Below are 24,728 nucleotides of genomic sequence, written 5' to 3' on the forward strand. Positions count from 1 at the left end.
CCGCAGCTGATGGAAGAGCATGCCGATGTTCGCGTTCCGGTCCTGGTCGTGGGCGGCTCCCTCGTGGGCCTGTCCACCTCGCTTTTCCTGAGCCGTCACGGCATCAGGCACCTGCTGGTCGAGAAGCATTCCGGTACCTCGGTCCACCCCCGCGGACGAGGGATCAACGCGCGCACGATGGAACTGTTCCGGACGGCGGGCGCCGAGCCCGCCATCCGCAAGGAGGCCTCCGCGCTGGAGGCCAACCAGGGAATCCTGCAGACGCACGCGCTGATCGGCGGAGAGCACAAGTGGCTGATCAAGGCGGTCGACCCCTCCGGGGCCCTCGCCCGCTTCAGCCCGACCGGCTGGTGCCTGTGCAGCCAGAACAACATCGAGCCCGTCCTCGCCGCCCAGAGCCGCGCACAGGGCGCCGACGTGCGCTTCTCCACCGAACTGATGAATTTCGACCAGGACGCCACCGGAGTGACCGCCCTGGTCAAGAACCGCGAGACCGGTGAGCACCTCACCGTCCGGGCCGACTACCTGATCGCCGCGGACGGCCCGCGCAGCCCCGTCCGCGAGGCCCTCGGCATCCGCCAGACGGGCAACGGCGAGCTGTTCCACAACGTCAGCATCGTCTTCCGGTCCGAGAACCTCGCCGGTCTCCTCGGAGACCTGCGCTTCATCGTCTGCTACCTGATGCGCCCCGGCGCGGACGGCGCCCTGCTGCCGGTCGACAACGCGACCCAGTGGGTCTTCCACGCCCCCTGGCACCCGGAGACGGGCGAGACCCTGGAGGACTTCACGGAGGAGCGCTGCGTGGCGCAGATCCGCGAGGCCATCGGGGTACCCGACCTGGACGTCGAGATCGGCGGAAAGGCCCCCTGGCACGCCGCCGAACGGGTCGCCGAGCAGTACCGCGTCGGCCGCGTCTTCGTGGTCGGCGACGCGGCGCACGAGATGTCCCCGACCGGCGCTTTCGGCTCCAACACGGGCATCCAGGACGCGCACAACCTCGCCTGGAAGGTCGCGGCGGTGCTGAACGGCTCCGCCGGCCCCGACCTCCTCGACACGTACGAGGCCGAGCGACTGCCGGTCGCCAAGGCCACCAGTGAGCGGGCCTCCGCCCGTTCGGCCGAGCACAGCCACCCCGGCTACGTACCGCCCCCCACCATGGGCGGCGGCCCCGGCAGCGGCGTCCTCACCACCGCCATGGGCTACGCCTACCCGGAGGGCGCCGTCATCGGCGGCGACCGGGATCGTCCGATCATTCCCGAGAAGATGCGCCTCGCCGGCGACGTCGGCACCCGCGCACCGCACATGTGGCTGACGCGGGCGGGGGAGCGGATCTCCACGCTCGACCTGTACGAGACCTCGTTCGTGCTGCTCAGCTCCCCGGGCACGCCCTGGCAGGAGGCGGCCGGGAAGGTGGCGCGCGAGCTGTCCGCCCGCCTGGACGCCTGGACGATCGGCTCGGCGCCCGACGCCGACCTCGTCCAGGCGGCGGAGGCCGACTGGGCCGCGCTGCACGAGCTGCCGGCCGACGGGGCCGTCCTCGTACGCCCGGACGGGTTCGTGGCCTGGCGGGCGGAGGGCGCCGCGGCGGACCCGCGGGCGGCGCTGCTCGAGGCGATGACGCACCTGCTCGCGCGGTCCTGACCGACGGCGGGAGTCAGGCGCAGGCCCAGCACCCCGACCAGCAACCGTGGCCCGTGGGCCGCGGACGCGGGCGGCGGTGCCGGGCCTTGCCGGTGTCGGCGGTCGGCGTGGCGGCCCGCCCCGCGAGGCAGGCGAACACGACCGCGATCGCGGCCAGTTCCTCGGGTTCGGCGGTTCCCCGGTGGACCCGGAGCAGGCTGGATATGGGGGCGTCGTTTCGCATCGACACGGCCTCTCAGCAGGAGAGTTCACCTGGGCCGGGGCCCTCGGGGCCCCGACGCTCACGACGCTACGAGCCCCCCGCCGGCCTGTCGTGCCGGGGGGCTCCGTCCACACCCATCCGTGCGACACGCCAGGGCCGCCGGGCCGTGGCGGACCGCCGCCACGGGGGTCAGCGCCGGGGGTTTTGGCGCACGCCGAGTTTCACCCACTTGGCGGCGCTGGGAACGCCCCGCCCGTCGAGCAGGAACAGCATGTAGTAGCCGGGCGGGGCGTCCGCGGCCGACGGCGGGGTCCGCAGCCCCAGGACTTCGCCCCGCACCCCGGTGAGGCGCAGTTCGAGGTGGCGCTGGCTGGTGTTCACCGCGTGGGTCACCGTCGTCGGGGCCAGCAGCACGGCCCGCCGGACCGTGGCGGCGTTCGCGCTGCGCACCTCGAACGCCGTGTCGTGGGCCAGTTCGCCGCCGGGAACCCGGTCGAGGGAAGGGCGGGGGCCCCGGTGCAGGTAGGCGGGTTCGTAGAGTTCGACGCTGCCGTCCATCGCGTCCCCGATGTCGGGGTCGTTGGCGATCTGCTGGAGCTCGTCGCCCGTCACCATGACCCGGCCGTCGGGCATGACCAGGGCGTTCGAATGGTAGCCGCGGGGCAGCCGTTGGGCCGGGCCGAGCCGCCAGTGGCCCCTCGCGTCGCGCAGTTCCGTCTGCCGGTACTTGAGGTCGGCCTTCGGGTTGAACGGCCCGTTGCCGTAGTCCCGCGTGCTCAGGGCGCCGTTGACCGTGAGCAGCGTGGCGTCCGGGAGGATCAGCGTGTCGTCCTGGGTACGGCCGAACGCCCTCGGTTCCTCGGTGGTCCACCGGCCTCCCGCGAGCCGGTAGGTGTGGGGGTCGTGCGGGTCGCCGCCGAGGACGAGCACGGAGTCCGGACCGCGGAACCCGGCCGGGAGCGGTACGGCGGACCCGTAGCCGCGGAAGTCCGCCGGACGCCGCGGCAGGTCCCGGCGGGTCTCGGCGACGGGGTCGAACAGCCACTGCTGGTCGGCGTCACGGCCCAGGCCGTAGACCATGCCGTCCCGCAGCGAGAACAGGTGGGGATAGTCGTTGCGGAAGGGTGCGTCGACGCCGAACCGCTCGGCGGCGACGTCCAGCGGGATGTCGTACGGGCGCCAGGGCACGGGCAGGCGCTTCGCCGGGAAGCGCTCCACGACGGGCGTGGGGGTGCCCGTACCGCGCTCGGACTGGCCCGACATGATGAGCTGGCGGCCGTCCGCCCCGGTGACCACCGAGGGGTACCAGCGCCCCGCGGCCATGTCGCGGTTGCGGTACCAGGTCTCCGTCCACGGGTCGAAGACGAAGGACAGCTTCGCGCCGCTGCCCCCCTTGCCGCCCGTGTTGCCGCCGAACACCGCGAGCATGCCGTTCGGCAGGAAGGCGTGCCCGGCGCAGAAGAACGGCGCGGGGCGCGGGACGTGCGTGCCGTCGGGCATCAGGACGGTCGGCGGCCGGACCTCCTTGAAGGCGCGGGCTCCCGTCCCCCGGGCCGGGTCCCACAGGAACGCGCGGCCCGCGTTCGTCGGACCGATCCGGTCGGTGGGGCCGGTCTCCTTGGTGGGGTCGGTCTCGACGCGCTCGAAGGAGAACAGCAGTACCTTGCCGGTCGGCAACTGGGCGAGGTGGACGCCGAAGTCGGGGGAGGGGAAGAAGTCCGTGAACCGGCCCGCCTCCGACGGCTCGAACGAGGCGTTGGCCCGCGCCTGCGACTCCCGCAGGGACTCCAGGCTCGCGGTGCGGGTGGCCTGCGGATACCCGACGGCGCCCCGGGCCGCCGCACGCCGGCCGGCGTGGGCGCGGGCGTGTTCCTCGCCGAGCAGCGCGACCTCGTCGGCCGCGGGCTCGGCCGCAGCCGCCGCAGCCGCCGCAGCCTCCGAGGTGCCGAGGGGCCGGCCGGGGGAGCGGTCGTGCGGATGCGCGTGGGCCGGGGTGCGCCGGTGGTCGCCGGGGTCGGCCGAGGCCGGGAGGGCCGGCGTCGCCGCGAGCGCCAGAGCCGAGAGGAACACGCCTGCGGATCGTGTGGCGGACCGTGTGGCGGACCGGTGTGCTCGGGACATGCCTCTCCTCGGTGCGACAGCCGGGACGGGACGCCCATGCTAGAAGAACCGGGGCAAACCACCCCATCCGACGCGAGGTCACTTCGCCGGGGACGTCCGGCCGGAGGGTCGGGTGTCCGCTCCTGCCGGGACCCGAACGCCGCTCGCTAGGCCTGTCGACCCTCCCGCGCGTCCCGGATCGCGTTCACCAGCCCGGCGACGAGGCGGGCCCGTTCGGGCATGGCGTCGACGACGAGGTACTCGTGGTCGGCGTGGGCGCCGCCCCCGACCGCGCCGAGGCCGTCGAGCGTCGGCACTCCGAGCGCCGCCGTGAAGTTGCCGTCGCTTCCGCCGCCGACGGCCATGCCCTCGATCCCGGGCAGCAACGTCCGCGCCAGCGCGAAGAGTTCGACCGAGGCGGACTCGGGCATCGGGGGCCGGCCGATACCGCCGTCGACGGCGATCAGCGCCCCGTCGAGGTGGGGTGCCAGTGCGGCGAAGGCCGACTCGACCCGCTCCTTCTCGCCCTGCGACTCGACCCGTACGTCGACGATGACACTCGCCTCGGCGGGTACGACGTTGTCCAGGGTCCCGGCGGCGGCGACGGTCGGGGTGACGGTCGTACCGACCTCGGGCCGGCCGAACGCCGAGATCTCCAGGACCTGATGGGCCGCTTCGACGAGGGCGTTGATCCCCGCGGCGGGTTCCAGGCCGGCGTGCGAGGCGCGGCCGGTGACGGAGACCCGGAAGGTGCCGCAGCCCTTGCGTCCGGTCTTGAGGCCCCCGCCGTCGGCGGCGCCCTCGAACACGAGCACGGCCCCACAGGCCAGGGCCCGTTCCTCGATGAGTGCGCGGGAGGAGTGGGAGCCGACCTCCTCGTCGGCGGTCACCAGGACCTCGACGCCCGAGAGGTCGTTCAGCGCGGCCAGTCCGTGCACGGCCTGTACGAGGCCGCCCAGCATGTCGAATACCCCGGGGCCGGTGGCGTGTCCGTCCACGACGGTGAACGGGCGGCGCGCGAGGGTGCCGTGCGGGAACACCGTGTCGTGGTGGCCGAGGACCAGCACGCGGGGCGCGCCGCCGCCCGACCAGTGGACGTGGGGGCCGGCTTCGCTCTCGACGAGGACGGCGTGCCCGCCCAGGCGGCGCTCGAGGAGGCCGGCGACCGCTTTGGCCGACGCCGCAAGCGCCTCGGTGTCGCGGGAGGGGGACTCGATCTCGACCAGTGTCCTGAGGTCCTCGAGCATCGCGTCAACGTTCACATCGACGGGGTTCTGCGTCGTCATCCCGCAAGAGTACTGCGGCCCGTGCGGAGCCCGGTGGGCTCGCGGCGCAAAAAAATAGCCCCGGACGAATTGACGTCCGGGGTATGCGCCTGCGTATATTCGTTGTTTCACGTCTCGCTCGCGCGGTGTTTATGGCGAAGGCGTGAAGAAGCTTTGCAGTGGCATCGTATCGCGTCGGGAGTGGAATTGTCAAACGTGGAACTTGAAAATGAGCAGCAATTCATCACCCGGCTGTACGCGCGTCTCGAAGACCTCCGGGACCAGGCCGAACGGGCCGTTCGGGCGGCCCTGAAGGAGGGCGGCAACGGGTTCCAGGCCCGTATGGAGCGCGATGTCGTCGTCGCCGAACAATCCGGGGCGCTTTCCGCACTGAACTCGGCCGAACATGGTCTCTGTTTCGGTCGGCTGGAGTTCACCGACGGCCGCGACCACCACATCGGCCGTATCGGAATCAGGCAGGACGACGCCGAACGCACGCCGCTGGTAATCGACTGGCGGGCCGAAAGAGCACGCCCGTTCTACCTGGCGACGGGGCACGTCCCCATGGGGCTGCGCCGCCGCCGTCACCTCACCACCAGGGGGCGCGAGGTCACCGCCCTGCACGACGAGATCCTCGACCTCTCCGACACCGAGCGCACCGGCCACGAGGGCGCCGACGCGGACGCCGTCCTGCTCGCGGCCCTCGACGCCGCCCGGACCGGCCGCATGCACGACATCGTGCGGACCATCCAGGCCGAGCAGGACCGCGTCATCCGCTCGCCCCACCAGGGGGTCCTCGTGGTGGAGGGCGGCCCCGGTACCGGGAAAACGGCCGTCGCCCTGCACCGCGCCGCCTACCTCCTCTACGCGTACCGGGACCTCCTCGCCAAGCGCGGCGTGCTCATCGTCGGGCCGAACCCCGCCTTCCTCGGCTACATCGGGGAGGTGCTGCCCTCCCTCGGCGAGACGGGCGTGCTCCTCGCCTCGCCCGGCGACCTGTTCCCCGGGATCCGCGCCACCGGGACCGACCGCCCCGGCGCCGCGGCCGTCAAGGGCCGCGCGGCCATGGCGGAGGTCCTCGCCCGGGTCGTCGCGGACCACCAGACCCTGCCCGAGGGAATCCCGGCGGGCAGCGGCGAGGACAACGACGTGGTCCCCGAGCCCGCCCTGGAGATCGACCACGACGACTACGGCACCCTCCTGCTGGACCGCGCCATCGCCCACGAAGCCCGCGACCGGGCCCGCGACACGGGCCTGCCGCACAACCTCGCCCGCCCCTACTTCGCCTTCTCCGTCATCGACGCCCTCACCGCGCAGCTCACCGACCGGCTCGGCGCCGACCCCTACGGCGGCCCCAACCTCCTCGGTCCGGACGACATCGCGCAGCTCGGCAAGGAGATCGCCACCAGTACCGAGGTGCACGCGGCCATCGACAGCCTCTGGCCCCCGCTCACCCCCCTCGGCCTGATCGCCGACTTCCTCGCCGACCCGACGCACCTCCCGACGGACGAGGCCGAGCTGATCCGACGCACCGGCGGCGACTGGACCCCCGCCGACGTCCCGCTCCTGGACGAGGCCGCCGAACTCCTCGGATTCGACGACACCGCCCAGCGGGCCGCCGAGGACCGCGACCGGCTGGAACGCATCGCCTACGCCCAGGGCGTCCTCGACCTCTCCCAGGGCTCGGACTCCTACGAGTTCGAGGACGCCGAGAACGAGTACCTCGCCGCCCACGACATCATCGACGCCCGGCGCATGGCGGAACGCCAGGAGGAGGCCGACCACCGCACCACGGCCGAACGCGCCGCCGCCGACCGGACGTGGGCCTTCGGCCATGTCATCGTCGACGAGGCGCAGGAACTCTCCGAGATGGCGTGGCGCCTGCTCATGCGCCGCTGCCCCACCCGGTCCATGACCCTCGTCGGCGACCCGGCCCAGACCGGCGACGAAGCGGGCTGCGGCTCCTGGCGACGGATCCTGGAGCCGTACGTGGGCGACCGGTGGGAGCGCGTGCGCCTGGGGGTCAACTACCGCACGCCCGCCGAGATCATGGAGGTCGCCGCCGACGTGCTCCGCGCCCACCGGCCCGACTTCGAGCCGCCGCGCTCGGTGCGGTCCACGGGAACGCCGCCCCGGATCCGGTCGACGGACGACCTCGCCGCCGGCGTCGCCGAGGCCCTGCGCACGGCCGCCCCCGCCGAAGGGCGCCTCGCGGTGATCGCGCCGCGCCCGCTGCACGCCGCGCTGACCGCGGCTCTGCCCGGCGTACGGGCGGGGGAGGAGCCGGATCTGACCCGCCCGGTGGTCCTGCTCGACCCGCGCCAGGCCAAGGGGTTGGAGTTCGACACCGTGATCGTGGTCGAGCCCGGCGACTTCCAGCCGAGCGACCTGTACGTCGCCCTCACCCGCGCCACCCAGCACCTCGACGTGGTCCACACCGGCCGCCTTCCGCAGGGTCTGCCCGCTCCGGAAGCAACGGTGTAGGCGTCAACCGGCCACCGCCATCCGGGGCAGTGGCCGGTTTCCCGCGGCTTCGGAGGCCCGTGCTCTCGTAGTGTGGCGTGATGGTTGTAGTAGACATCAGGACCGCCGCGCGGGACTTCGACGCCGACCCCCACTCCTTCTACGCCGAGTTGCGTGCCGCCGGGCCCGTGCACCAGGTCAGTGGCATGGCCATGGTGGCCGACACGAACTGGCTGGTCGTCGGCTACGAGGAGGCCCGCCAGGCGCTGAACCACCCCGACCTCCTCAAGGACTGGCGGACCTCCGGGATGTACCCGGAGCTCGTGGCCACGAGCGCGGGCACCAACATGTTGGAGTCCGACCCGCCCCACCACACCCGCCTGCGCCGCCTGGTGGCAAGGGAGTTCACCGCCCGCCGGGTCGAGGCGATGCGCCCGCGCGTCCAGCAGATCACCGACGAACTGCTGGACGCGATGGCCGCCCGCCCCGAACGGTCCGCCGACCTGATCGAGGCGCTCGCCTTCCCGCTGCCGATGACGGTGATCTGCGAACTGCTCGGCGTACCGGACCTCGACCGCGAGCGCTTCCGCCAGTGGTCCAACGCCGTCGTGGCGCCCGTCGCCCCCGACCTGAACTCGACCGTCCAGCAGCAACTCGGCGCCTACCTCGCGGACCTCATCGAGGCCAAGGCCAAGGCGCCGGGGGACGACCTCCTCAGCGCCCTGATCCGCACCCGCGACGAGGACGGCGACGCGCTCTCCCCCGACGAACTGATCGGCATGGCCTTCCTGCTGCTGATCGCGGGCCACGAGACCACCGTCAACCTGATCTCCAACGGTCTGCGGGCCCTGCTGGACCACCCCGCCCAACTGGACGCGCTCCGCGCCGACTACGACGGGCTGCTGGGCGGCGCCGTCGAGGAGATGCTCCGCTACGACGGTCCGGTGCAGAACGCCACCTACCGCCATGCCGCGCGGGACGTGGAGCTCGGCGGGGCGGTCATCCCCGCCGGCGCCGTGGTGTTCGTCTCCCTGGCCGGAGCCGACCGGGACCCCGCCCGGTACCCGGAGCCCGACGGATTCGACATCCACCGCGCCCCGCAGGGCCACTTGGCGTTCGGCCACGGCCTGCACTTCTGCATCGGCGCCCCGCTGGCCCGCATGGAGGGGCGCATCGCCCTGCGCGGCCTGTTGGAACGCTTCCCGGACCTGGCCCGTGACACCCGCGCCGACCCCCTGGACTGGCTCCCCGGCATCCTGATGCACGGGACGACCCGTCTCCCGGTGCGCTGGTAGTCCGGACCCGACCCACCACCCCCCGCAGGGTGAACGGCGGCCGCCGCGGACCGTTTTGGATTGGTGCGGGATCCTCACTACGATCCGGCGATGATCACAACAAAACGGCTGGCGGCCGCGGCCTGCGGCCTGCTCGTCGCCCTCAGCGCGGGTCTCCTCCCGTCGACCGCGGCCGCGGCCGACGGACCGCGGAAGGAACCGCCCAAGGTCGAACTCGTCCTCGACGTCAGCGGTTCGATGCGGGCGACCGACATCGACGGACAGTCCCGGATGGCCGCCGCGAAACAGGCCTTCAACGAGGTCCTCGACGCGGTGCCCGAGGACGTGCGGCTCGGCATACGGACCCTGGGCGCCGGCTACGCGGGCGAGGACAAGGCGCTCGGCTGCAAGGACACCGCGCAGCTCTACCCCGTCGGACCGCTGAACCGCACCGAGGCCAAGACCGCCGTCGCCACCCTCGCCCCCACCGGGTGGACCCCCATCGGCCCCGCCCTCCTCGGAGCGGCCCAGGACCTGGAGGGCGGCGACGCCACCCGCCGGATCGTCCTCATCACCGACGGCGAGGACACCTGCGCCCCGCTCGACCCCTGCGAAGTGGCCCGGGAGATCGCCGCGAAGGGCATCCACCTCGTCGTGGACACCCTCGGCCTCGTCCCGGACGCCAAGACCCGCGCCCAGCTGACCTGCATCGCCGAGGCCACCGGCGGCACCTACACCTCGGTGCAGCACACCGCCGAACTCTCCGGCAGGGTCAGACAACTCGTCGACCGCGCCGCCGACCCCGTCGTCACCCCGGTGGCAACCGAAGGTGCCAAGGAGTGCGCGAACGCCCCGAAGCTCGGGGCCGGCCTGTACTCCGACCGGGAGACCTTCGGCGAACACCGCTGGTACCGGGTCGACGTCCGTCCCGGCCAGGAACTGCGCGCCTCCGTGAGCATCGGGGCCGACCGCGCCGTCAACCGCGACTACGGGATCCTGCTGCGCGCGACGACCGTCCACGGTCGGGAGATCGTCCGCGGATCGGAGTCCGGGGACGGCCGCACCGACGTCATCTCGACGGGCCTGCGCCACCCCAAGGCACCCCTGGAGAACACCGACGGGGACGCCGGGACGGCACCCGAGACCGTATGCCTCCAGGTCAGCAACTCCTTCTCCGCGGGTCCGGCCGTCAAGACCGCCCCGGGCATGCCCGTCGAGCTGACCATCGACGTGGTCGACGGTCCCGACGACGCGTCCGACGTGGCGTCCTTCGGGCTCGGCCGCGGCTGGTGGCTGCTGGCCGTGCTCGCCCTCACCGGCCTGCTGGCGGGCCTGGTCTGGGGCTGGATCTCGCGCTGGCGCATCTCCGTCTGGAGGACCAACTGATGCGTACTGCAAGGACAACGACCGCCGCGCTGCTGGCCGCGCTGGCCCTCGCCGGGGCCGCGGGCCCGGCCACCGCGGCCCCGAGCCCGACCCCCACCCCGAGCGCGTCCGGCGACTCCGCCGGCCCGACCGAGGCCGGCACCGGCTTCCGCACCGCGACCGCCTTCCGGCCGGGGGAACGGGCCACCGCCGCCGCCTCCACCGGGGACTACCTCTACTGGGTGCTCCCGATCGACGCCGGCCAACGGGTCACCGTACGGGCGACGGTGACCCTGCCCGAGCCGGCCCTGCGGCACGGCCCGGCCACCTGGCAGCTGGACGTGTACGACGGACTGCGCCGCCGCCAGGCCTGCACCTACGGGACGCAGACGAAGGCGGCGGCCAAGGAGGCCGGGACCGCCGAACTCTCCTGCACCCTGCGCACGGTGCGTTCCGGCGCCGAGCCCTGGGCCAACGACCCCCTCCCGGGCAGCTACTACGTACGCCTGACGGTCGTCGGACTGCCCGAGGAGGACCTGGGCCTGCCGGTCAAGGCGCAGGTGGAGGCCGACGTCAAGGACGTGGGCGGGGCCGTGGCCGTGGACGCGGCGCTGTCCGAGCCCCTGGTACCCGGCATCGCGGGCGCGTCGCAGGAGCAGCGGGCGGCGCGCGCGCCCGAGGGCGGGTGGTCCGGTGGCTGGTGGTCCGACCGCTGGATCTGGACGGCCGTCGGCGGGGTGCTCGCGGCCCTCGCGGGGGTCTTCGGGTACACCCTCACCCGGGGCCGGGGACGCCCCGCGGACTCCCGGCCCGCCGCCTGAGCGGATGCCGCCGCGCCCCCGGGCGCGGCGGCGTGCGACCAGGGAGTTGATCACCGGACACGGAGCGTGGGCTATGTTGGAACACGAGTGACGTGAGAAGGAGGCCCGCCGGTGTCATCGGGGCAGCAGGCACGCGCCCAGGCGGCTGCGATCACGCCGGGCGGACGGGCGCCGGAGCAGGTCAGGCCGCCGGCCGACCGACTCCTCGCGCTCTTCGACGGGCACCGGCTCTCCCCGGGCCAGCGGCGGATCGCCCAGTACCTGATCGACCACCTCACCGAGGCGGCGTTCCTGTCGATCACCGAGCTCGCCGAGCGGGTCGGCGTGAGCCAGCCCTCCGTGACGCGCTTCGCCGCCTCCCTCGGCTTCAGCGGCTACCCGGCCCTGCGCGACGTCCTCCAGCCGATCGCGCTCAGCGCCGTCGCGGGCACCCCGGACAGCCGGGAACAGATCCGCCAGAACGAACTCCAGGCGGCCGTGGACGCGGAGATCGAGAACCTGGAGAACGTGCGCCGGCTGCTCGCCGACACCAACCAGGTCCTCGACATCGGCCGTGAGCTGGCCCGCTCCGTCCCGCTGACCGTGCTCGGGCTGCGGATCTCCGTCTCCCTGGCCGAGTACTTCGCGTACGCGGCCCGCCGCATCCACCCCGACGTCCGCCTGGTCACCCGGGGCGGCAGCGTCGCCTACGACGCCCTCCTGCAATCCCGGGCGGCGGGCGGCACCTGGGTGCTGGCCTTCGCGATGCCCCGGCACGCGAACGAGACCCTCGCGGCCCTGCGGGCGGCCCGCAGCACCGGCCTGCGCGTGGTCCTGATCACGGATCCGACCCTGGGTCCCCTGGTCGACGAGGCCGACGTGGTCCTGAAGGCCGGTACGGGTTCGCGGCTGGTCTTCGACTCGTACGCCGCCCCCGGCATGCTGTCGGCCGCCCTGCTCCAGGCGATGGCCGACGCCGATCCCGAGCGGACCCAGGCCCGGCTGGAACAGTACGAGCAGGTCGCCGACCAGCACGGCTTCTTCCTCTAGGCGCCCGTCCGACCGGAAATATTCAATGTCGGTAGGTGCATGAAATTTTTCATACCCTTGCTTACTCGACGGTATATATGTTTACTGACGGCGGCGCTCCGGATCCATCAGATGCCAAGGGTGACGTCCCCACGTCCCCCTCGAACGGACACCCGGTACACCGCTCCTCCTCACGGTGCGACCGGGTGTCGAGTCAGGCTTTCGGATCCCGCAGGGCGCCCCTGGCGGCCTCGGTCAACCCCTGGGCCGAGGCCGCCCCCAGCACTGTCTCGATCAGAGTTCGACACCCCTCGGAAGTGACGAGAATGTCCCAGACGGCCACCCTCACGCGCAGCCCGGACTGGCCCCTGCAGGTCAAGAGCCCCGGTACGCACGACTGGGAACGCACCGCCACCCGATGGCTGCGCGACCTCCTTCCGGCCCGCTACGGCGGCTATCTGACCCTGACCCGTCACCACGCCCTCCTCGCCCGCCACGTGCAGCTCCAGCTCCAGCACGAGATGCGTGCCGTGCGCGTCGCCCTCCACACCAGCCGGGCGGAGCTGCCCATGATGGGCATGGCCGAGGCGGTCATCGAGAACACGATCCGGATGTACGCGATCGAACTCGAACAGCTCAGCCGGCTGGCCCGGGGCGTGCGCCTGGTCTCCGAGGCGCTCCTCGTGAACACCCCCGCCCAGCGCAAGCGCTAGCCGGTCGCCCACCCCGGGCCGCCGTCGGTCAGGCCTGGCAGACGCCGCGCGCCCAGTCGTACGTCGCCGTGGCCTGCGAGTAGCGCCACTGGGGTGCCAGCAGTCCGCTCGCCAGCCGGCGCGCCGCCGCCGGGCTCTCCACGACGTAGCCGAAGTCCTGCAGCCATGACGGGTACAGGTTCTTCGAACCGATGTAGAAGGCCGAGTCGTCCACCGAGACCAGCTTGTGGTGCTGGGCGTACGGCTTGCCGTCCGCCCAGGTCGGGCTGTCCGAGGAGCGGAACGTCGCCAGCTGGAGGTTCTGGCACATCGCGGCCTTCGCCCGGCCCTCGTCGCCGGTCAGCGCGGTCAGTCGGCCGCGCAGGGCGTCGCTCACCTCGTTCAGGGACTTGATCTGGGAGTAGCCGTTGCTGCCGACCGGCCCCCGGTTCGCGGGGTCGCTGACGACGATGCGGACCTTGACGCCCGACGTCAGTTTCCGCGCGAGCGCGTCGTAGAGCCGGACGTCGTAGCGGGGCAGCGGCGGGCAGGTCGCGTGCACGTCCTGCTGGGAGATCTCGATGTGCTCGGTGGCGCTCGCCACCAGCGCGCGCAGGGCGCTCTCCTCCGGGTTGACCGTGTCGTAGTCCCGGTCGGCGTTGGTCCGGTCGGGCAGGCCGATGCCGCACCTGGTGTCGGGCGCGATCGGCAGGACGGGGCGGAACGTCGAGGACGGGTCGTTCTGCCGGATGCCCACGCCGAGACCGCCGACGGCGAGGACGGGTACGTCGCCACCCGCGGGCGGCGAGGCGGGCCGGGGCAGCGTGGTGAGGCACCCGGCGTTGTTCGACGAGGCGAACCAGGCGGCGCTCCATCCCCAGTTGCCCTTGTTGCGGCAGGTCCAGTCCCACAGGGTGTCCAGGTATCGACCGGCCGAGCCCGCGGCGGGACCGGACAGGGCGAGGTCGACGTCGCTCACGGGGTGGGCGGTGTCGAGGTAGGCGTCCTTCCAGCTGTTGATGCCGCCGGTGATGACCGACTCGCCGTCCACGACGAGCAGCTTCGAGTGGTTCCAGGAGAACGCCGTCTTCGAGGTCGTCATCGACGCCACGTTCAGGGTGATGTTCGCGGCGTCCGGACCGAGCCGGCCCACCAGCTCGTCGCGGTACGCGGACGGCAGCACGGTGGCGTGGTAGATCGGCGCGGCGCCGACCATGACGCGGACCTGGAGCCGGTTGCCCTTCCGCGAGGCCTCCTTCAGTCCGGCCACGATCGCGTCCTGGAAACCGCCGTCGGGGAAGGGCGCCAGGGTTGATATGTCGACGCTCTGGCGGGCCTGGGAGATGTCCTCCCGCGTCTTGTCGAGCAACCTGCGGGTGCCGGAGCGGTCGGCGCAGGACGGATCGCCCCAGCAGCCGGGCGTCTGGAGCAGCCAGTCGGCGCCGTCGGGTGCGGAGGAGCCCAGCCGGTTGCCGGAGGTGCGCTCCCACACGGAGCCCTCCAGGCCGGGGGACACCTGGCGCAGGGTCTGCTCGATGGAGTCCAGGTGGGGTGTGGGCGCGTCGGAGGCGAAGGCCGGGGCCGCGGGGAGGAGGGCGGCTGACAGGACGAAGGCGAGGGCCGTCGTGCGGACGGTGCGGGCCAATGTGGTTCCTTGCTCGGGGGGTGGCTCTGCCGGGCGGCAGGGTGCAACCGGGCCCCCCGGCCTTGATCAACTCGCGCAAGTTACCAGCCCGTAGCCGAGCGTTCACACGGATGGGTCTGCTTCCGGCCACCCTCGCCGGGCGGCCTCCGCCGGGCTGGTCCATTCGGATGGGACTCGCTGCCACGCGGTCGGGCGCCGGGACAGCCGGGCCGCGGTTGCCTACCTTCTGTCCTTGTTCCCTCCCTTTCGAAAGGTGGATCCATGCGATCTGTCCGTACCGCCCTCACGGTCCTCGCCACCGGCGCCCTCCTCTTCGCCGGTGCCTCCGCCGCGAGCGCCGACGTGACCGTGACCGTTCCGGAAGGCCCCAGCTACAACCTCGTCTTCGGCGACTGGCTCCAGTTCGCCGCGGACGACGTCTTCAACGCCGGTCACGACAACACCGTGGGCTCGAACAACTGACGAGGCCGCACCGGCTCCGGCCGGTCCCGCACCCCGGGTGACCGGGGCGCGGGACCGGCCGGCGGCCTTTCACAGCCACGGGATCTGCTCGGCCCCGTACCGGTAGGCGCGGAACACCGAGTTCTGGGCGCCGCGCGAGGACTCCAGACCGGTGCCCCGGCTGAACGCACCGAACTCCGGGACGACGAACTCCCACACCACGTCCCCCTCCGGGGTCACCTCGAAGAGCCGCCCGAAGGAACCCTCGGCGATGAACGTGTTCCCGTTCGGCAGCCGCTGCGCACTGGACATGTACGGGCTGTAGAAGTTCTGCGGCGGGTTGTCCTCGTACGCCCACACCTCCTCGCCCGTGACCGGATCCAGCTCCAGCACTCGCGAGTACGGCACGGACGTCGTGTCGCGGTACGTCCCGTTGTCGAAGACCAGGATGGTGCCGCCGGGCAGCTCGTGCGGATGGTGCTGCTGCGCCAGGACGTCGGGCCCGATCCGCCAGCGCACGGAACCGTCGGCCCGGTCGACGGCCACCGTCGTGGACGCGCTGCGGAAACCGATCACGACGCCACCGTCGGCGAGTTCGTTGACGGTGTTGGCCATCGGCCAGTGCTCACGCGCGAAGTGCGGGTTGAGCGGCACCTCCTCGGGGTCGAGGTGCTCGATGGCGGCCCAGCGCCACACTGTCTCCCCGTCCCACGTCAGTTCGTACACCACGTCCCCGTAGATCACTCCGCCGGCGGCCTCCGAGCCGGGGATGCCGCCGCGGACGCGGGCGGCGTCCGCCGGGGTCAGCGGCTCCACCACGGTGATGAGCAGGTTGCCGTTGCGCAGCACGGAGGCGTCGTGGTGGTGGAAGGGGTGCCTCACCTCGCGCACCACGGTGGAGTCGGGGGCGAGCTCCTGGAAGATCCCGCCGTGGTACACGTCCCAGATCGGGAAGAGCGTCGGGCCCGAGGTGTCCTTGGCCGCGTAGAAGAGGTTGCCGTTCGGCAGCAACTGGGCCTGCCGGCCGGGCGGGTGGGGGGACTTCCAGGTGTGCGCCGTGCGGCCCTCGATGTCGACGAGGTGGATCTCGCCGTCCCCCGTGATCGGGGTGTAGAGGGTGTAGCCGCCGTGGCTGCGCTCGGGGTCGTGGGCGCGCAGCCCGGTACCGCGCCGGCGCAGGGTGTTCTGGTCGACGGTCATGGGGGAGCTCCTGTGGTCGGTGGTGGGTGGTGGGTGGTGGGTGGTCGGTGGTCGGTGGTCGGTGTGCGGGATGGTGCGGAGGTGGTGCGGTCAGCCGACGGTGACGGCCGTCGGGTCGGCGGTCCTGAGCGGGCCCGGGCGCAGCCTCCCCAGCAGGGCGTTCCGGTCGGCGTCGCCGGGCAGGGACTGGGTGGCCTTGGCCCAGGCGGCCTCGTCCGTCAGCTGCGTCAGCAACTCGGCGGACAGGCTCGCGCCGTAGGTGTAGCGGGGCTGGAAGGCATCGACGTACGCCGCCTGGAGGGCGCCCTTCGACTGGGCCACCACGGCCGCCCGGGCGGCCGCCGGGTCGGCGGCCGACGCCTGCTGCGCGCGCAGCACCGTACGCAGGACCGCCGTCACGGCCTCGTCGCTCGCGGCGGGGCCCGCGATGAGCAGGGTCCGCGCGGTGTAGCCGGTGAAGGGGAGTTCGGCGTAGCGACCGCCGAGCGCGGTGCGCGCAGTCGTAGAAGCTGGGGAAGGTGACGCCGGCGTCGATGTCACCGCGGGCCAGCGCCGCCGCGACCTGGTTGGGGGCCAGGTTGACGACGGTCACGTCGGCCGCGGTCAGCTGCGCCGAGGCGAGCATCCGGCTCAGGGCGTACTCGACGTTCGTGCCCCGGGGGACCCCCACCTTGCGGCCCTTCAGCGAGGCGAAACCGGCGATACCGCGGTCGGTGGCGGACAGCAGCCGCCAGTCGGAGAACCGCGACAGGTCGGCGACGATCCGCACGTCGCGCCCGCTCAACGCGGCCGTCACGGCGGGCAGGTCGCCCACGATCCCGAGCTGCGCCTGGCCGCCGAGCACGGCGTTCAGGGCGTCGCGGCCGGTGGGCAGGGTGGTGACGGTGGCGTCGACGCCCTCGGCGGCCCACAGGGCGCGCTCCTCGGCGATGTGGACGGGGGCGCCGCCCAGGTGGTCGCTGCCGGCCACGGTCACCGCGAGCCGGCCGCCGGGCGTCGAGGGGGCATCGGCTCCGCCGCCGCAGGCGGTGGCGAGCACGCACAGCAGGGAGGCCAGGAATGCGGCGGCCACCGCGCGGGGTCTGGGCATGGATCGGGCTGCGGGCATGGTGCGGGTCCTTCCGAGCGGAGTGGGGAGGGGGTGGAGCGGGGGAGCGGGGGGTGGCGCGGGCGCTCAGCCGGCGCCGAGGTGGCGGGCGATCAGGGCGCGCAGGTCAGGGTCGGGCGGGCCCGGCGTCACCGTGTGGTCGGCCAGGACCCGACCGGGGGATCCGCCGAGGACGATGACCCGTTCGGCGAGGGCGAGCGCCTCGTCGATGTCGTGCGTCACGAACAGCACGGTGGTGCCGCTGCGTCGCCACAGCTCCCGCAACAGGCCCTGCATCCGGGCCCGGGTCAGCGCGTCCAGCGCGCCGAACGGCTCGTCCATCAGCAGGACCTCGGGACGCGCGGCCAGGGCGCGGGCGAGCGCCACGCGCTGCTGCATGCCCCCCGACAGTTGCGCCGGATATTTCTGGGCGCCGTCGGCCAGTCCGACCTCCTCCAGCGCCGCCAAGGCCCGCTCGCGGCGCTCCGGGCGACTCAACCCGAGCCGTTTGAGGGCGAATTCGACGTTGCCGCGGGCCGTGCGCCACGGGAACAGCGCGTAGTGCTGGAAGACCACGCCCCGGTCCGGGCCCGGCCCCCGCACGGTTTCCGGTCCGGCCGTCACCCGTCCCGCCGCCGGGCGGACGAACCCGGCCACCGTGTTCAGCACCGTGGACTTCCCGCAACCGCTGGGCCCCAGCAGCGCGGTGAACGAGCCCGCCGGGAACTCCATGTCGGTGGGCTCCATCACGGGGGCGTCGCCGTACCCGACCGACAGCCCCTCCAGTCGCACCGTCAGGCTCATGACGCGCTCCAGTGCACGAAGCGACGGCCCACCGCGGCGAGTACGAGGTCGGCGGCCACCCCGAGCAACCCGAGGACGAGCAGGCCCGCGAACATCCGGTCCACCCGCAGGAACTGTCCGTCCACCTGGAGCCGGTACGCCAACCCGGCGTCCGCCCCGCCCAGTTCGGCGGCCACCAGTGCCAGCAGCGCGACGGACGCGCCGTAGCGCAGCGCGGCGAGCAGGGCGGGAGCGGCGGCCGGGAGCAGCACCTCGGTGAAACGCCGGTGCAGCGGGGCCCCCAGTGAACGGGCCGCCCGCAGGTGCGAGACCGGGACGCGCGAGACCCCGTCGTGGACGTACAGCCAGACTGCGAGCAGGACGGCGTAGGCGATCAGCAGCCGCTTCGCGCTCTCGCCGATCCCGAACCAGGCCGTCGCCAACGGTACGAGCGCGATGGCCGGGATCGGGCGGAGGAAGGAGACCACCGGGGTCACGGCCGCCGACAGCCTGGGCAGGTAGCCCGTCGCGAAGCCGAGCGCGCCCCCGATCACCGCTCCGAGGGCGAAGCCCTGACCGGCCCGGGCCAGACTGGCGCTCAGGTCGGTGGCCAGCACCCCGCTGCGGGCGCTGTCGACGAGCGCCGCGACCGTCTCGACGGGGGTGGGCAGCAGCCCCGGAGCCACGGCGCCGGACCAGGCGGCCAGTGACCACAGGGCGAGCACCGCACCGGCCGCGCCCAGGGCGGGCCCGAGCCGGCCGAGGGCCCGGCCCACGGGTGAGGGGGTGGCTTGCACGCGAGGACTCCTTCGTTGATAAGTGAGGTCAATAATTGACCACGCTTATGAACGGGGTGTTGCAGCGGTGCGAAACCTCCCGGGGCCTCCCGGGCGAAGATCGACGATGGGGTACGTTCACCAGCGTGTCTCGACCCGAACCCACGCCCGAAGCGATCGAGGTCGGGCGGGCGATCCGCGGCTGCCGCACCGCCCGCCGCGTCTCCATGGCCGTACTGGCCACCCGCTCGGGCCTCTCGCAGCCCTTCCTCAGTCAGCTGGAACGCGGACTCGCCGCGCCCAGCCTCAGTTCGATCTACCGCATCGCCGAGGCCCTCGACGTGGCGCCGGGAACCTTCCTGCGCCGCCCCGACCGGCCCGGCGTCGTCAGTCACGAGAGCGATCCGCAGGTCATCCGCGTGAGCGAGGCCGCCGGGCAGGTCGCGAGGGTGCTCATCCCCGGCGGGAGCAGCGGGCTGATGGAGGCCTACGAGCACCACTTCGAACCCGGCCGGGGCGAGCGCGGCTGGTTCGAGCATCCGGGCGAGGACTTCCTCTACGTCCTGGAGGGGGAGATCGTCCTGGAGGTGGAGGGCGAGGAACCGCTCGTCCTGCGCGCCGGCCGGAGCGCCCACCACCGGGGCGAGATCCCGCACCGCTGCGGACTCGGCGGACGTACGGCGCCGGCCCGCACCCTGCTGGTCATCGCGAACGGATAGGCGGGCAGGCGGGTTCGGCCGTCCGGACGGGCGCGTTGCGCGCCGTCCGAACGGTCTCGTGGGGCAACGAAGCGGGGTCACGATCCGAATCGGGGCCCCATCGCGTCGCTTCAGGACAGGCGCGTCACCCGCGCTCCGAACGACGGCCCGTCCAGCGCGCTCCCCACCGCGACCGGCACGGACTTCGCTCCCTCGCCCTCGCCCACGGTGAGCACGCCGACCTCGGTGCCCGCCTTGGCCTCGTGCGGAACGGCCTTCGAACCCGGGGCGAGCGACAGCCGCAGCTCCTGCCCCGGCACACCGATGACGTTGACGTCCTGCGTGGCCACCAGCGGCGTCGACCCACCGAGGCCGTCCGACAGGTGACCGACGAGCTCGCCCTTGCGGATGACCGTCGTCGACGACAGCGCCGTACGGACCGCCTCGATGACCTTCCGGCTGTTCTCCTTCACCAGTGACAGCGCCTTGGTGGCGTTGGGGTCCGGGCCGTCCACCCGCTGCTCCATCATCGCGCCGAGTATCAGCTGCGTCTCGCTGCCGACCGTCTTGTACGCGGCCCAGAGCAGGGTGCCGCCGGCGGGCGTGCTCGACCCGGTCTTGATGCCCTTGATGCTCAGGCCGTTGGCCAGCAACAGGTTGTCGTTGTTGTTGTTGATCGGCTTCGGCAGGCCCTCGATGGTCGCGTTGGGCATCGCGACGACCGCGCGGAACGCCTCCTCCTTCATCACCGCCTCGCCGAGCTTGATCTGGTCGGCGGCCGTGCTGACGGTGCCGGCGTCCAGGCCGCTGGGATCGGTGTACGTGGTGTCGTTCATCCCGAGCTCCTTCGCGGCCGCGTTCATCTTCGCGACGAAGGCGTCCGTGGAGTCGGTGCCGGTGTCCCAACGGGCCAGCAAGCGGGCGATGTTGTTGCCCGAGGGGATCATCAACATCTTGAGCATGTCCTGCTGGCTGAAGGTCGTACCGGCCTTCAGCCCCTCGATGCGCGACTCGTCCTCGGCGGTACCGTCGGCCACCGCCGCCGCGTCGACCTCGATGCGCGGACCGGGTTCGTTCTTCCGCAGCGGATGCCCCTTGAGGATGACGTATGCGGTCATGACCTTCGCGACGCTGGCCGTCGGTACGGGCTTCTGCTCGCCGAACGAGCCGACGTCGCCGCTGCCCGGCACCCGGACCGCCGCCTGACCCTTGGCGGGCCAGGGGATCTGCGTGCTGCCCTCCAGGGCGTACGTGGTCGAATCCGCGACGAGCTGCGGCGCCGGCAGGGGGCGCAGCAACTGCCCCCCGATGGCGGCGGCGCCGAGCAACAGCACGATCGGCGTCCACACCTTGACGCGGCGCGTGATCGTGCGGCGCGGGGTTTCCGGCGGGGGAGCGGTGTTGGTCAGCTCGGCCAGCAGGTCGAGCGGGGGAAGCGGCGCCTCCCGCGTCCGTTCGGCCGCCAGTAGCGCCTGGGGTTCGGCGACGGGCGGAGCGGGGGCTGCGGGTGCGCGTCCCGAGCGGTGGTCCTTGAGCGCGACGAACGTACTGGTGCGCTCGGGGTCGTCGGCCGGCTCGGGTGCCGTGCGCTCGGCGGCGGGCTCCGGCTCGCGGGCTTCGGCGTCGGTGTCGGCCGCGTCGGGGTCGGCTTCCGGGTCGCCGTCGCCGTCGCCGTCGCCGTCGTCGGGGCCGGCGTCGGCGTCGGCGTCGGTGGCGTCGGGGTCCGCGCCCTCGGGGTCGGCCTGCGGTTCCTGTCCCGGGGCGTCGGACTCGGCTGCCCGGGGTTCGGCTGCGGGGTTCGAGTCGGGGGCGTCGTCCTGGCCGCGGAGGGTTGTGCGGGGATCGCTGGGGGAGTCGGCGCCGGCCGCATGCGGTACTGCGGTGTCGTCGCGCTCGGCATCCCGCCCGGCGGCGTCCGGCTCGGCGTCGGCGTCGGTGTCGGCGGCAGTCGCCGGGCCCGGTTCGGCGTCGGGGTCCGGGTCGGAATCCGCGTTCCGGCCTGCGTCGGCGCCTGCGCCGTCGCTCGCGGCGGTGTCGGCTTCCGCGTGCGCGTCGGTCCCCGCGTCGCCGCTCGCGTCCGTGTCGGTACCCGGTTCGGCACTCGGGTCCGCGTCCGTGTCGGTACCCGCGTCCGTGCCCGCGTCCGTGCCCGCACCCGCACCCGTCTCCGCGTCGGCGGTGGGGGAGTCCGTGTGCGCGTCGTCCGGCTCGGCGCGGGCCTCCGCGGCGACCGCCCGCGCGGTCTCGTCATCGGGACCCGGGGTGGTGTCCTGCGCGTCGTCGTCGGCGGCCGGCTGCTCGGAAGCTTCGGTCGGGCTCGAAACCGGAGCGGGTTCCCCCGAGCCCGCTGCCGGGGTCGGGTTCCGTGCCGGTTCCCTGGAACCTTCCTCCTGGGGCGGGGTCTTCGCCCGGTCCGCGGAACTCTCGGCCCGGCCGGGGGCGTTCGCCCCGTCCTCGGTGTTCTCCGGCGGGCTCGGAGTCTTCGCCCGGTCCTCGGTGTGCTTGTCGTCCCCGCCGTTCTCCCGGACCGGGGTGTCCCGTGGGGCGCGGTCCGGGGCCGGAGCGGCCGTTCCGTTCCCCGAACCCGACGCTCCGTCGCCACCGGCCGCCGTCGCCTCGCCCGCCACCGATTCCGCCTTCATCTCCAGCGCCCACCTTGCTGCTCACACCCGGTCCGGCCGCTCGTGCGGCGCCGAACCGGCCGGTTCTTGCCGACACGTCGGCGCGCCCCTTCCGGAGCCCGCCGCATCCCTAGATGTGCGTTGCGGGCCCCGCGTTCCCCGCGCCGAAAGCTGTGACCGTTCGGTCATACTCCGCCGCCGCGGTTTGACGAGCACGATCCCACCCTGCACTATTCCACTAACGTGTTAGTGGAATGAGGTGGAGCTGATGGAATTCCGAGTCGACCGTCGTAGTGGCGTCGCCACCTATCTGCAGCTCGTCACCCAGGTCAAGCAGGCGCTGCGACTGGGTGTGCTCGAACCGGGTGACCGGCTGCCGACGGCCCGCGAAGTGGTCGCGGCGACCGCCATCAACCCGAACACCGTCCTCAAGGCCTACCGGGAGCTGGAGCGCGAAGGGCTCGTCGAGCCGCGCCCCGGCGCCGGAACCTTCGTGCGCCGGTCCCTGTCCCACCCCGGGGCGGCGGCCGATTCGCCGCTGCGCCTGGCCCTGGCCGCCTGGATGCACCGGGCGCGCGAGGCGGGCCTCGGTCGGGAGGACATCACGGCGCTCGTCGCGGCGGCCGTGGACGACAGCTTCAGCACATCCGGGCCCGAGGGGTCCGGTACGTCGAGAGAGGAAACGGCGTGAGCGATCCGACCCACGCGCCGGCACTACGGGCGACGGGCCTCGGCAAGGAGTTCCGCGGCCGGCCGGCCCTGCACGGGTGCGACGTGGAACTGCCCCCCGGGCGCGTCACCGCGCTCGTCGGGCCCAACGGTGCGGGCAAGAGCACACTGCTCCAACTCGCCGCGGGGCTGATGCGCCCGACCGGCGGGCGCATACGTGTCTTCGGCGCCGCCCCCGGCACCCGCGAGGCCCGCCGGCGCACGGCCTACCTCGCACAGGAGAAGCCGCTCCACACGGGCTTCACCGTCGAGGAGACCCTCGGTCTGGGCCGCAGGCTCAACCCCGGCCAGTGGGACCGGGCCGCCGCGGAACGGCTCGTGCGTCAGGGGGACATACCCTTCGGCGCCCGCATCGGCTCCCTCTCCGGGGGCAACCGGACCCGGGTCGCCCTGGCGCTGGTCCTCGGCAAGCGCGCCGATCTGCTCCTGCTGGACGAGCCGCTCGCCGACCTCGACCCGCTCGCCCGGCACGAGGTCATGTCCCTGCTCATGACGGAAGCCGCCGAACGCGGCACCGGCATCCTGCTGTCCTCGCACGTCCTGGCCGAGATGGAGGACGTCTGCGACCACGTGGTCCTGCTGCAGGGCGGCGTCGTCCGGCTCGCCGGGGACGTGATGGAGCTCTGCGACGCGCACACCTGGCTCACCGGCCGGGCCGACCCGATGGAATCCGACGGACTGCCGCGCGGGTTCGACCGCGACTCCGTCGTGCACGCCGCCGCCAGTGGCCGTCAGGTCACCGCCCTCGTCCGCACGTCCCCGGGCGCCCCCTTCGCGCCGGGCGACCGGTGGATCGCCGAAACCCCCTCCCTGGAAACCCTGTTGCTCGCTCACCTGCGCTCCCCGCGATCCGCTGCCGACGCCACGACGACGGAGGCAGCCGCATGAAGGGCGCGCTCTGGCTGGCCTGGCGCCAGCAGCGGCTGCTGATCCTGGCCGGTACGGCCCTGCTCGTCGGCTGCGCGGTCTGGGTGGCGTACCAACGCTCCGGGATGATGCAGCTGATCGAGGAGTACGGGTGGGTGCCCTGTCCGGGGTGGAACGGCGGCTGTGAGAGCGTCGCCACCTACGAGATCATGAACGGCAACGTCGACGGCATCCGGATGCTCGGCACCCTCGGGTTCGCGATTCCGGCCCTCATCGGCGTGTTCTGGGGTGCCCCGCTCATCGGCCGGGAGTTGGAGAGCGGCACGTTCAAGGTGGCCCTCACCCAGGGCGTCGGCCCGCGCGGTTGGTTCGCCGCCCGCTTCGGCCTCGCGGCGCTGTTCGCCCTGCTGGCGTCGGCGGTCGTCGCGGCCCTCGTCGCCTGGTGGTGGCTGCCGATCGCCAACACCCTCGAGGGGCCCTACTGGCACGACGCCGCCGTCTACGACGCGACCGGACCGGCCCCGCTCGCCACGGCCCTGTTCGCCCTCGCCGTCGGCACCCTCGCGGGGCTCCTCGTGGGCAAGGTGCTGCCCGCCATGGGTGCGGCCTTCGGCGTGATCGGCGCGACGATGCTCGCCGTCACCTACTTCCGCACCTCCTGGATCGACCCGGAGACCCGGATCACCCCCGGCATGACGCCCAAGCGACTCGTCGGCAGCGCCTGGTCCACGGGCGAGTTCGGCTACCGCACGCCGGACGGGCGGGAGTTCTCCATCGGCGAATGGTGCCAGACGTCCGGGTGGGACGCCCAGCAGTGCATGGACGAGAACGGCTTCACCAGTCGCTACCACAAGGTCTATCCCAGCAGCGACTTCTGGACCTTCCAGTGGATCGACACCGCGCTCTACCTGGGCCTGGCAGCCGTACTGATCGCCGTCACGCTGGCCGTCCTGCGCCGCCGCACCGCCTGACGGCCGGACCGCCCGTCCGCCGCACCGCCGGCTCCGTCGCACGGCCCGAACCACCCCACCGCCCGTCCACCCCACCGCC

The 24,728-nt window shown here is 73.0% G+C and carries 21 protein-coding genes and 1 pseudogene; 12 read left to right on the forward strand and 10 right to left on the reverse strand.

All coding sequences use genetic code 11. The features are described from left to right. The first annotated feature begins 9 nt into the window (after window positions 1–9). Window positions 10–1,641 carry an FAD-dependent oxidoreductase gene (locus ACFY0I_RS10050; RefSeq protein ID WP_388892678.1) on the forward strand — a complete coding sequence of 544 codons (1,632 nt, stop codon included), beginning with the start codon at window positions 10–12 and terminating at the stop codon, window positions 1,639–1,641. A 13-nt stretch (window positions 1,642–1,654) separates the two neighbouring features. On the opposite strand, the gene ACFY0I_RS10055 is transcribed toward ACFY0I_RS10050, so the two are convergent. From ACFY0I_RS10055 to ACFY0I_RS10065, 3 genes are all read right to left on the reverse strand, one after another. Further along, window positions 1,655–1,864, reverse strand: coding sequence for an acyl-CoA carboxylase subunit epsilon (locus ACFY0I_RS10055; protein ID WP_388892818.1), 210 nt, complete (start codon window positions 1,862–1,864; stop codon window positions 1,655–1,657). Window positions 1,865–2,032: 168 nt separating this feature from the next. Further along, window positions 2,033–3,913 carry a galactose oxidase-like domain-containing protein gene (locus ACFY0I_RS10060; protein ID WP_388892680.1) on the reverse strand — a complete coding sequence of 627 codons (1,881 nt, stop codon included), beginning with the start codon at window positions 3,911–3,913 and terminating at the stop codon, window positions 2,033–2,035. A 197-nt stretch (window positions 3,914–4,110) separates the two neighbouring features. Then, on the reverse strand, window positions 4,111–5,229 hold the full coding sequence (locus tag ACFY0I_RS10065; protein ID WP_388892682.1) for a M20 family metallopeptidase: 1,119 nt from the start codon (window positions 5,227–5,229) through the stop codon (window positions 4,111–4,113). A 186-nt stretch (window positions 5,230–5,415) separates the two neighbouring features. On the opposite strand from ACFY0I_RS10065, the gene ACFY0I_RS10070 reads away from it, so the two are divergent. From ACFY0I_RS10070 to ACFY0I_RS10095, 6 genes are all read left to right on the forward strand, one after another. After that, entirely contained in the window at window positions 5,416–7,692 is a 2,277-nt protein-coding gene (locus ACFY0I_RS10070; RefSeq protein ID WP_388892820.1) for a HelD family protein, read from the forward strand. An 80-nt stretch (window positions 7,693–7,772) separates the two neighbouring features. Further along, the gene (locus ACFY0I_RS10075; protein WP_388892684.1) at window positions 7,773–8,966 is read left to right on the forward strand and encodes a cytochrome P450; all 1,194 of its coding nucleotides are present in this window, start codon (window positions 7,773–7,775) and stop codon (window positions 8,964–8,966) included. Window positions 8,967–9,056: 90 nt separating this feature from the next. Further along, entirely contained in the window at window positions 9,057–10,331 is a 1,275-nt protein-coding gene (locus ACFY0I_RS10080) for a VWA domain-containing protein (protein ID WP_388892686.1), read from the forward strand. After that, window positions 10,331–11,131: a hypothetical protein gene (locus tag ACFY0I_RS10085; protein WP_388892688.1), complete on the forward strand. Its 801-nt coding sequence runs from the start codon at window positions 10,331–10,333 to the stop codon at window positions 11,129–11,131. Before ACFY0I_RS10080 ends, ACFY0I_RS10085 begins: the two co-directional genes overlap by 1 nt. Window positions 11,132–11,242: 111 nt before the next feature. After that, on the forward strand, window positions 11,243–12,160 hold the full coding sequence (locus tag ACFY0I_RS10090) for a MurR/RpiR family transcriptional regulator (RefSeq protein WP_388892690.1): 918 nt from the start codon (window positions 11,243–11,245) through the stop codon (window positions 12,158–12,160). Window positions 12,161–12,465: 305 nt separating this feature from the next. Beyond that, window positions 12,466–12,852 carry a hypothetical protein gene (locus tag ACFY0I_RS10095; RefSeq protein ID WP_388892692.1) on the forward strand — a complete coding sequence of 129 codons (387 nt, stop codon included), beginning with the start codon at window positions 12,466–12,468 and terminating at the stop codon, window positions 12,850–12,852. A gap of 28 nt (window positions 12,853–12,880) precedes the next feature. Here the strand turns inward: ACFY0I_RS10095 and ACFY0I_RS10100 are convergent, their stop codons facing one another. Further along, entirely contained in the window at window positions 12,881–14,476 is a 1,596-nt protein-coding gene (locus tag ACFY0I_RS10100; RefSeq protein ID WP_388892694.1) for a phospholipase, read from the reverse strand. Window positions 14,477–14,737: 261 nt separating this feature from the next. Between ACFY0I_RS10100 and ACFY0I_RS10105 the strand changes: the two genes are divergently transcribed. Further along, window positions 14,738–14,938, forward strand: a complete 201-nt coding sequence (locus tag ACFY0I_RS10105) for a hypothetical protein (protein WP_388892696.1) — start codon at window positions 14,738–14,740, stop codon at window positions 14,936–14,938. Between the two features lie 69 nt (window positions 14,939–15,007). On the opposite strand, the gene ACFY0I_RS10110 is transcribed toward ACFY0I_RS10105, so the two are convergent. The 5 genes and pseudogenes from ACFY0I_RS10110 to ACFY0I_RS10130 form a co-directional block, all read right to left on the reverse strand. Continuing rightward, on the reverse strand, window positions 15,008–16,117 hold the full coding sequence (locus ACFY0I_RS10110; protein WP_388892697.1) for an aryl-sulfate sulfotransferase: 1,110 nt from the start codon (window positions 16,115–16,117) through the stop codon (window positions 15,008–15,010). Window positions 16,118–16,207: 90 nt separating this feature from the next. Further along, window positions 16,208–16,657 carry a hypothetical protein gene (locus ACFY0I_RS10115; protein WP_388892699.1) on the reverse strand — a complete coding sequence of 150 codons (450 nt, stop codon included), beginning with the start codon at window positions 16,655–16,657 and terminating at the stop codon, window positions 16,208–16,210. After that, window positions 16,653–17,225, reverse strand: a pseudogene (locus tag ACFY0I_RS10120) (ABC transporter substrate-binding protein); the annotation flags it as partial. The pseudogene ACFY0I_RS10120 and the gene ACFY0I_RS10115, both read right to left, overlap by 5 nt. A 66-nt stretch (window positions 17,226–17,291) precedes the next feature. Further along, window positions 17,292–18,008: an ABC transporter ATP-binding protein gene (locus tag ACFY0I_RS10125; RefSeq protein WP_388892700.1), complete on the reverse strand. Its 717-nt coding sequence runs from the start codon at window positions 18,006–18,008 to the stop codon at window positions 17,292–17,294. After that, window positions 18,005–18,784, reverse strand: a complete 780-nt coding sequence (locus tag ACFY0I_RS10130) for an ABC transporter permease (RefSeq protein ID WP_383988091.1) — start codon at window positions 18,782–18,784, stop codon at window positions 18,005–18,007. Before ACFY0I_RS10130 ends, ACFY0I_RS10125 begins: the two co-directional genes overlap by 4 nt. 125 nt (window positions 18,785–18,909) lie before the next feature. Between ACFY0I_RS10130 and ACFY0I_RS10135 the strand changes: the two genes are divergently transcribed. Beyond that, entirely contained in the window at window positions 18,910–19,482 is a 573-nt protein-coding gene (locus ACFY0I_RS10135) for a helix-turn-helix domain-containing protein (protein ID WP_388892702.1), read from the forward strand. A gap of 110 nt (window positions 19,483–19,592) precedes the next feature. Here ACFY0I_RS10135 and ACFY0I_RS10140 read toward each other — a convergent pair whose 3' ends face one another. Next, the gene (locus ACFY0I_RS10140; protein ID WP_388892704.1) at window positions 19,593–22,103 is read right to left on the reverse strand and encodes a serine hydrolase; all 2,511 of its coding nucleotides are present in this window, start codon (window positions 22,101–22,103) and stop codon (window positions 19,593–19,595) included. Window positions 22,104–22,350: 247 nt separating this feature from the next. Between ACFY0I_RS10140 and ACFY0I_RS10145 the strand changes: the two genes are divergently transcribed. From ACFY0I_RS10145 to ACFY0I_RS10155, 3 genes are read left to right on the forward strand one after another with little or no spacing between them, the layout of a single operon-like run. Beyond that, window positions 22,351–22,773 (forward strand): GntR family transcriptional regulator, encoded by a 423-nt coding sequence (locus ACFY0I_RS10145; protein ID WP_388892706.1) that lies wholly within the window; start codon window positions 22,351–22,353, stop codon window positions 22,771–22,773. Further along, window positions 22,770–23,699: an ABC transporter ATP-binding protein gene (locus tag ACFY0I_RS10150; protein WP_388892708.1), complete on the forward strand. Its 930-nt coding sequence runs from the start codon at window positions 22,770–22,772 to the stop codon at window positions 23,697–23,699. Before ACFY0I_RS10145 ends, ACFY0I_RS10150 begins: the two co-directional genes overlap by 4 nt. Beyond that, the gene (locus ACFY0I_RS10155; protein ID WP_388892710.1) at window positions 23,696–24,649 is read left to right on the forward strand and encodes an ABC transporter permease subunit; all 954 of its coding nucleotides are present in this window, start codon (window positions 23,696–23,698) and stop codon (window positions 24,647–24,649) included. The genes ACFY0I_RS10150 and ACFY0I_RS10155 overlap by 4 nt, the downstream gene beginning before the upstream one ends. Window positions 24,650–24,728 lie beyond the last annotated feature (79 nt).

The sequence above is a fragment of the Streptomyces sp. NPDC001568 genome (assembly GCF_042893755.1).
Taxonomy (GTDB): Bacteria; Actinomycetota; Actinomycetes; order Streptomycetales; family Streptomycetaceae; genus Streptomyces.

What these genes read in the sequence shown, in the direction of transcription:
- ACFY0I_RS10075 (WP_388892684.1), top strand. Translation starts at nt 7,773, where the DNA reads ATGGTTGTAGTAGACATCAGGACCGCCGCGCGGGACTTCGACGCCGAC.
- ACFY0I_RS10050 (WP_388892678.1), top strand. Translation starts at nt 10, where the DNA reads ATGGAAGAGCATGCCGATGTTCGCGTTCCGGTCCTGGTCGTGGGCGGC.
- ACFY0I_RS10055 (WP_388892818.1), bottom strand. Translation starts at nt 1,864, where the DNA reads ATGCGAAACGACGCCCCCATATCCAGCCTGCTCCGGGTCCACCGGGGA.
- ACFY0I_RS10065 (WP_388892682.1), bottom strand. Translation starts at nt 5,229, where the DNA reads ATGACGACGCAGAACCCCGTCGATGTGAACGTTGACGCGATGCTCGAG.
- ACFY0I_RS10145 (WP_388892706.1), top strand. Translation starts at nt 22,351, where the DNA reads ATGGAATTCCGAGTCGACCGTCGTAGTGGCGTCGCCACCTATCTGCAG.
- ACFY0I_RS10085 (WP_388892688.1), top strand. Translation starts at nt 10,331, where the DNA reads ATGCGTACTGCAAGGACAACGACCGCCGCGCTGCTGGCCGCGCTGGCC.
- ACFY0I_RS10110 (WP_388892697.1), bottom strand. Translation starts at nt 16,117, where the DNA reads ATGACCGTCGACCAGAACACCCTGCGCCGGCGCGGTACCGGGCTGCGC.
- ACFY0I_RS10125 (WP_388892700.1), bottom strand. Translation starts at nt 18,008, where the DNA reads ATGAGCCTGACGGTGCGACTGGAGGGGCTGTCGGTCGGGTACGGCGAC.
- ACFY0I_RS10105 (WP_388892696.1), top strand. Translation starts at nt 14,738, where the DNA reads ATGCGATCTGTCCGTACCGCCCTCACGGTCCTCGCCACCGGCGCCCTC.
- ACFY0I_RS10080 (WP_388892686.1), top strand. Translation starts at nt 9,057, where the DNA reads ATGATCACAACAAAACGGCTGGCGGCCGCGGCCTGCGGCCTGCTCGTC.
- ACFY0I_RS10155 (WP_388892710.1), top strand. Translation starts at nt 23,696, where the DNA reads ATGAAGGGCGCGCTCTGGCTGGCCTGGCGCCAGCAGCGGCTGCTGATC.
- ACFY0I_RS10095 (WP_388892692.1), top strand. Translation starts at nt 12,466, where the DNA reads ATGTCCCAGACGGCCACCCTCACGCGCAGCCCGGACTGGCCCCTGCAG.
- ACFY0I_RS10140 (WP_388892704.1), bottom strand. Translation starts at nt 22,103, where the DNA reads ATGAAGGCGGAATCGGTGGCGGGCGAGGCGACGGCGGCCGGTGGCGAC.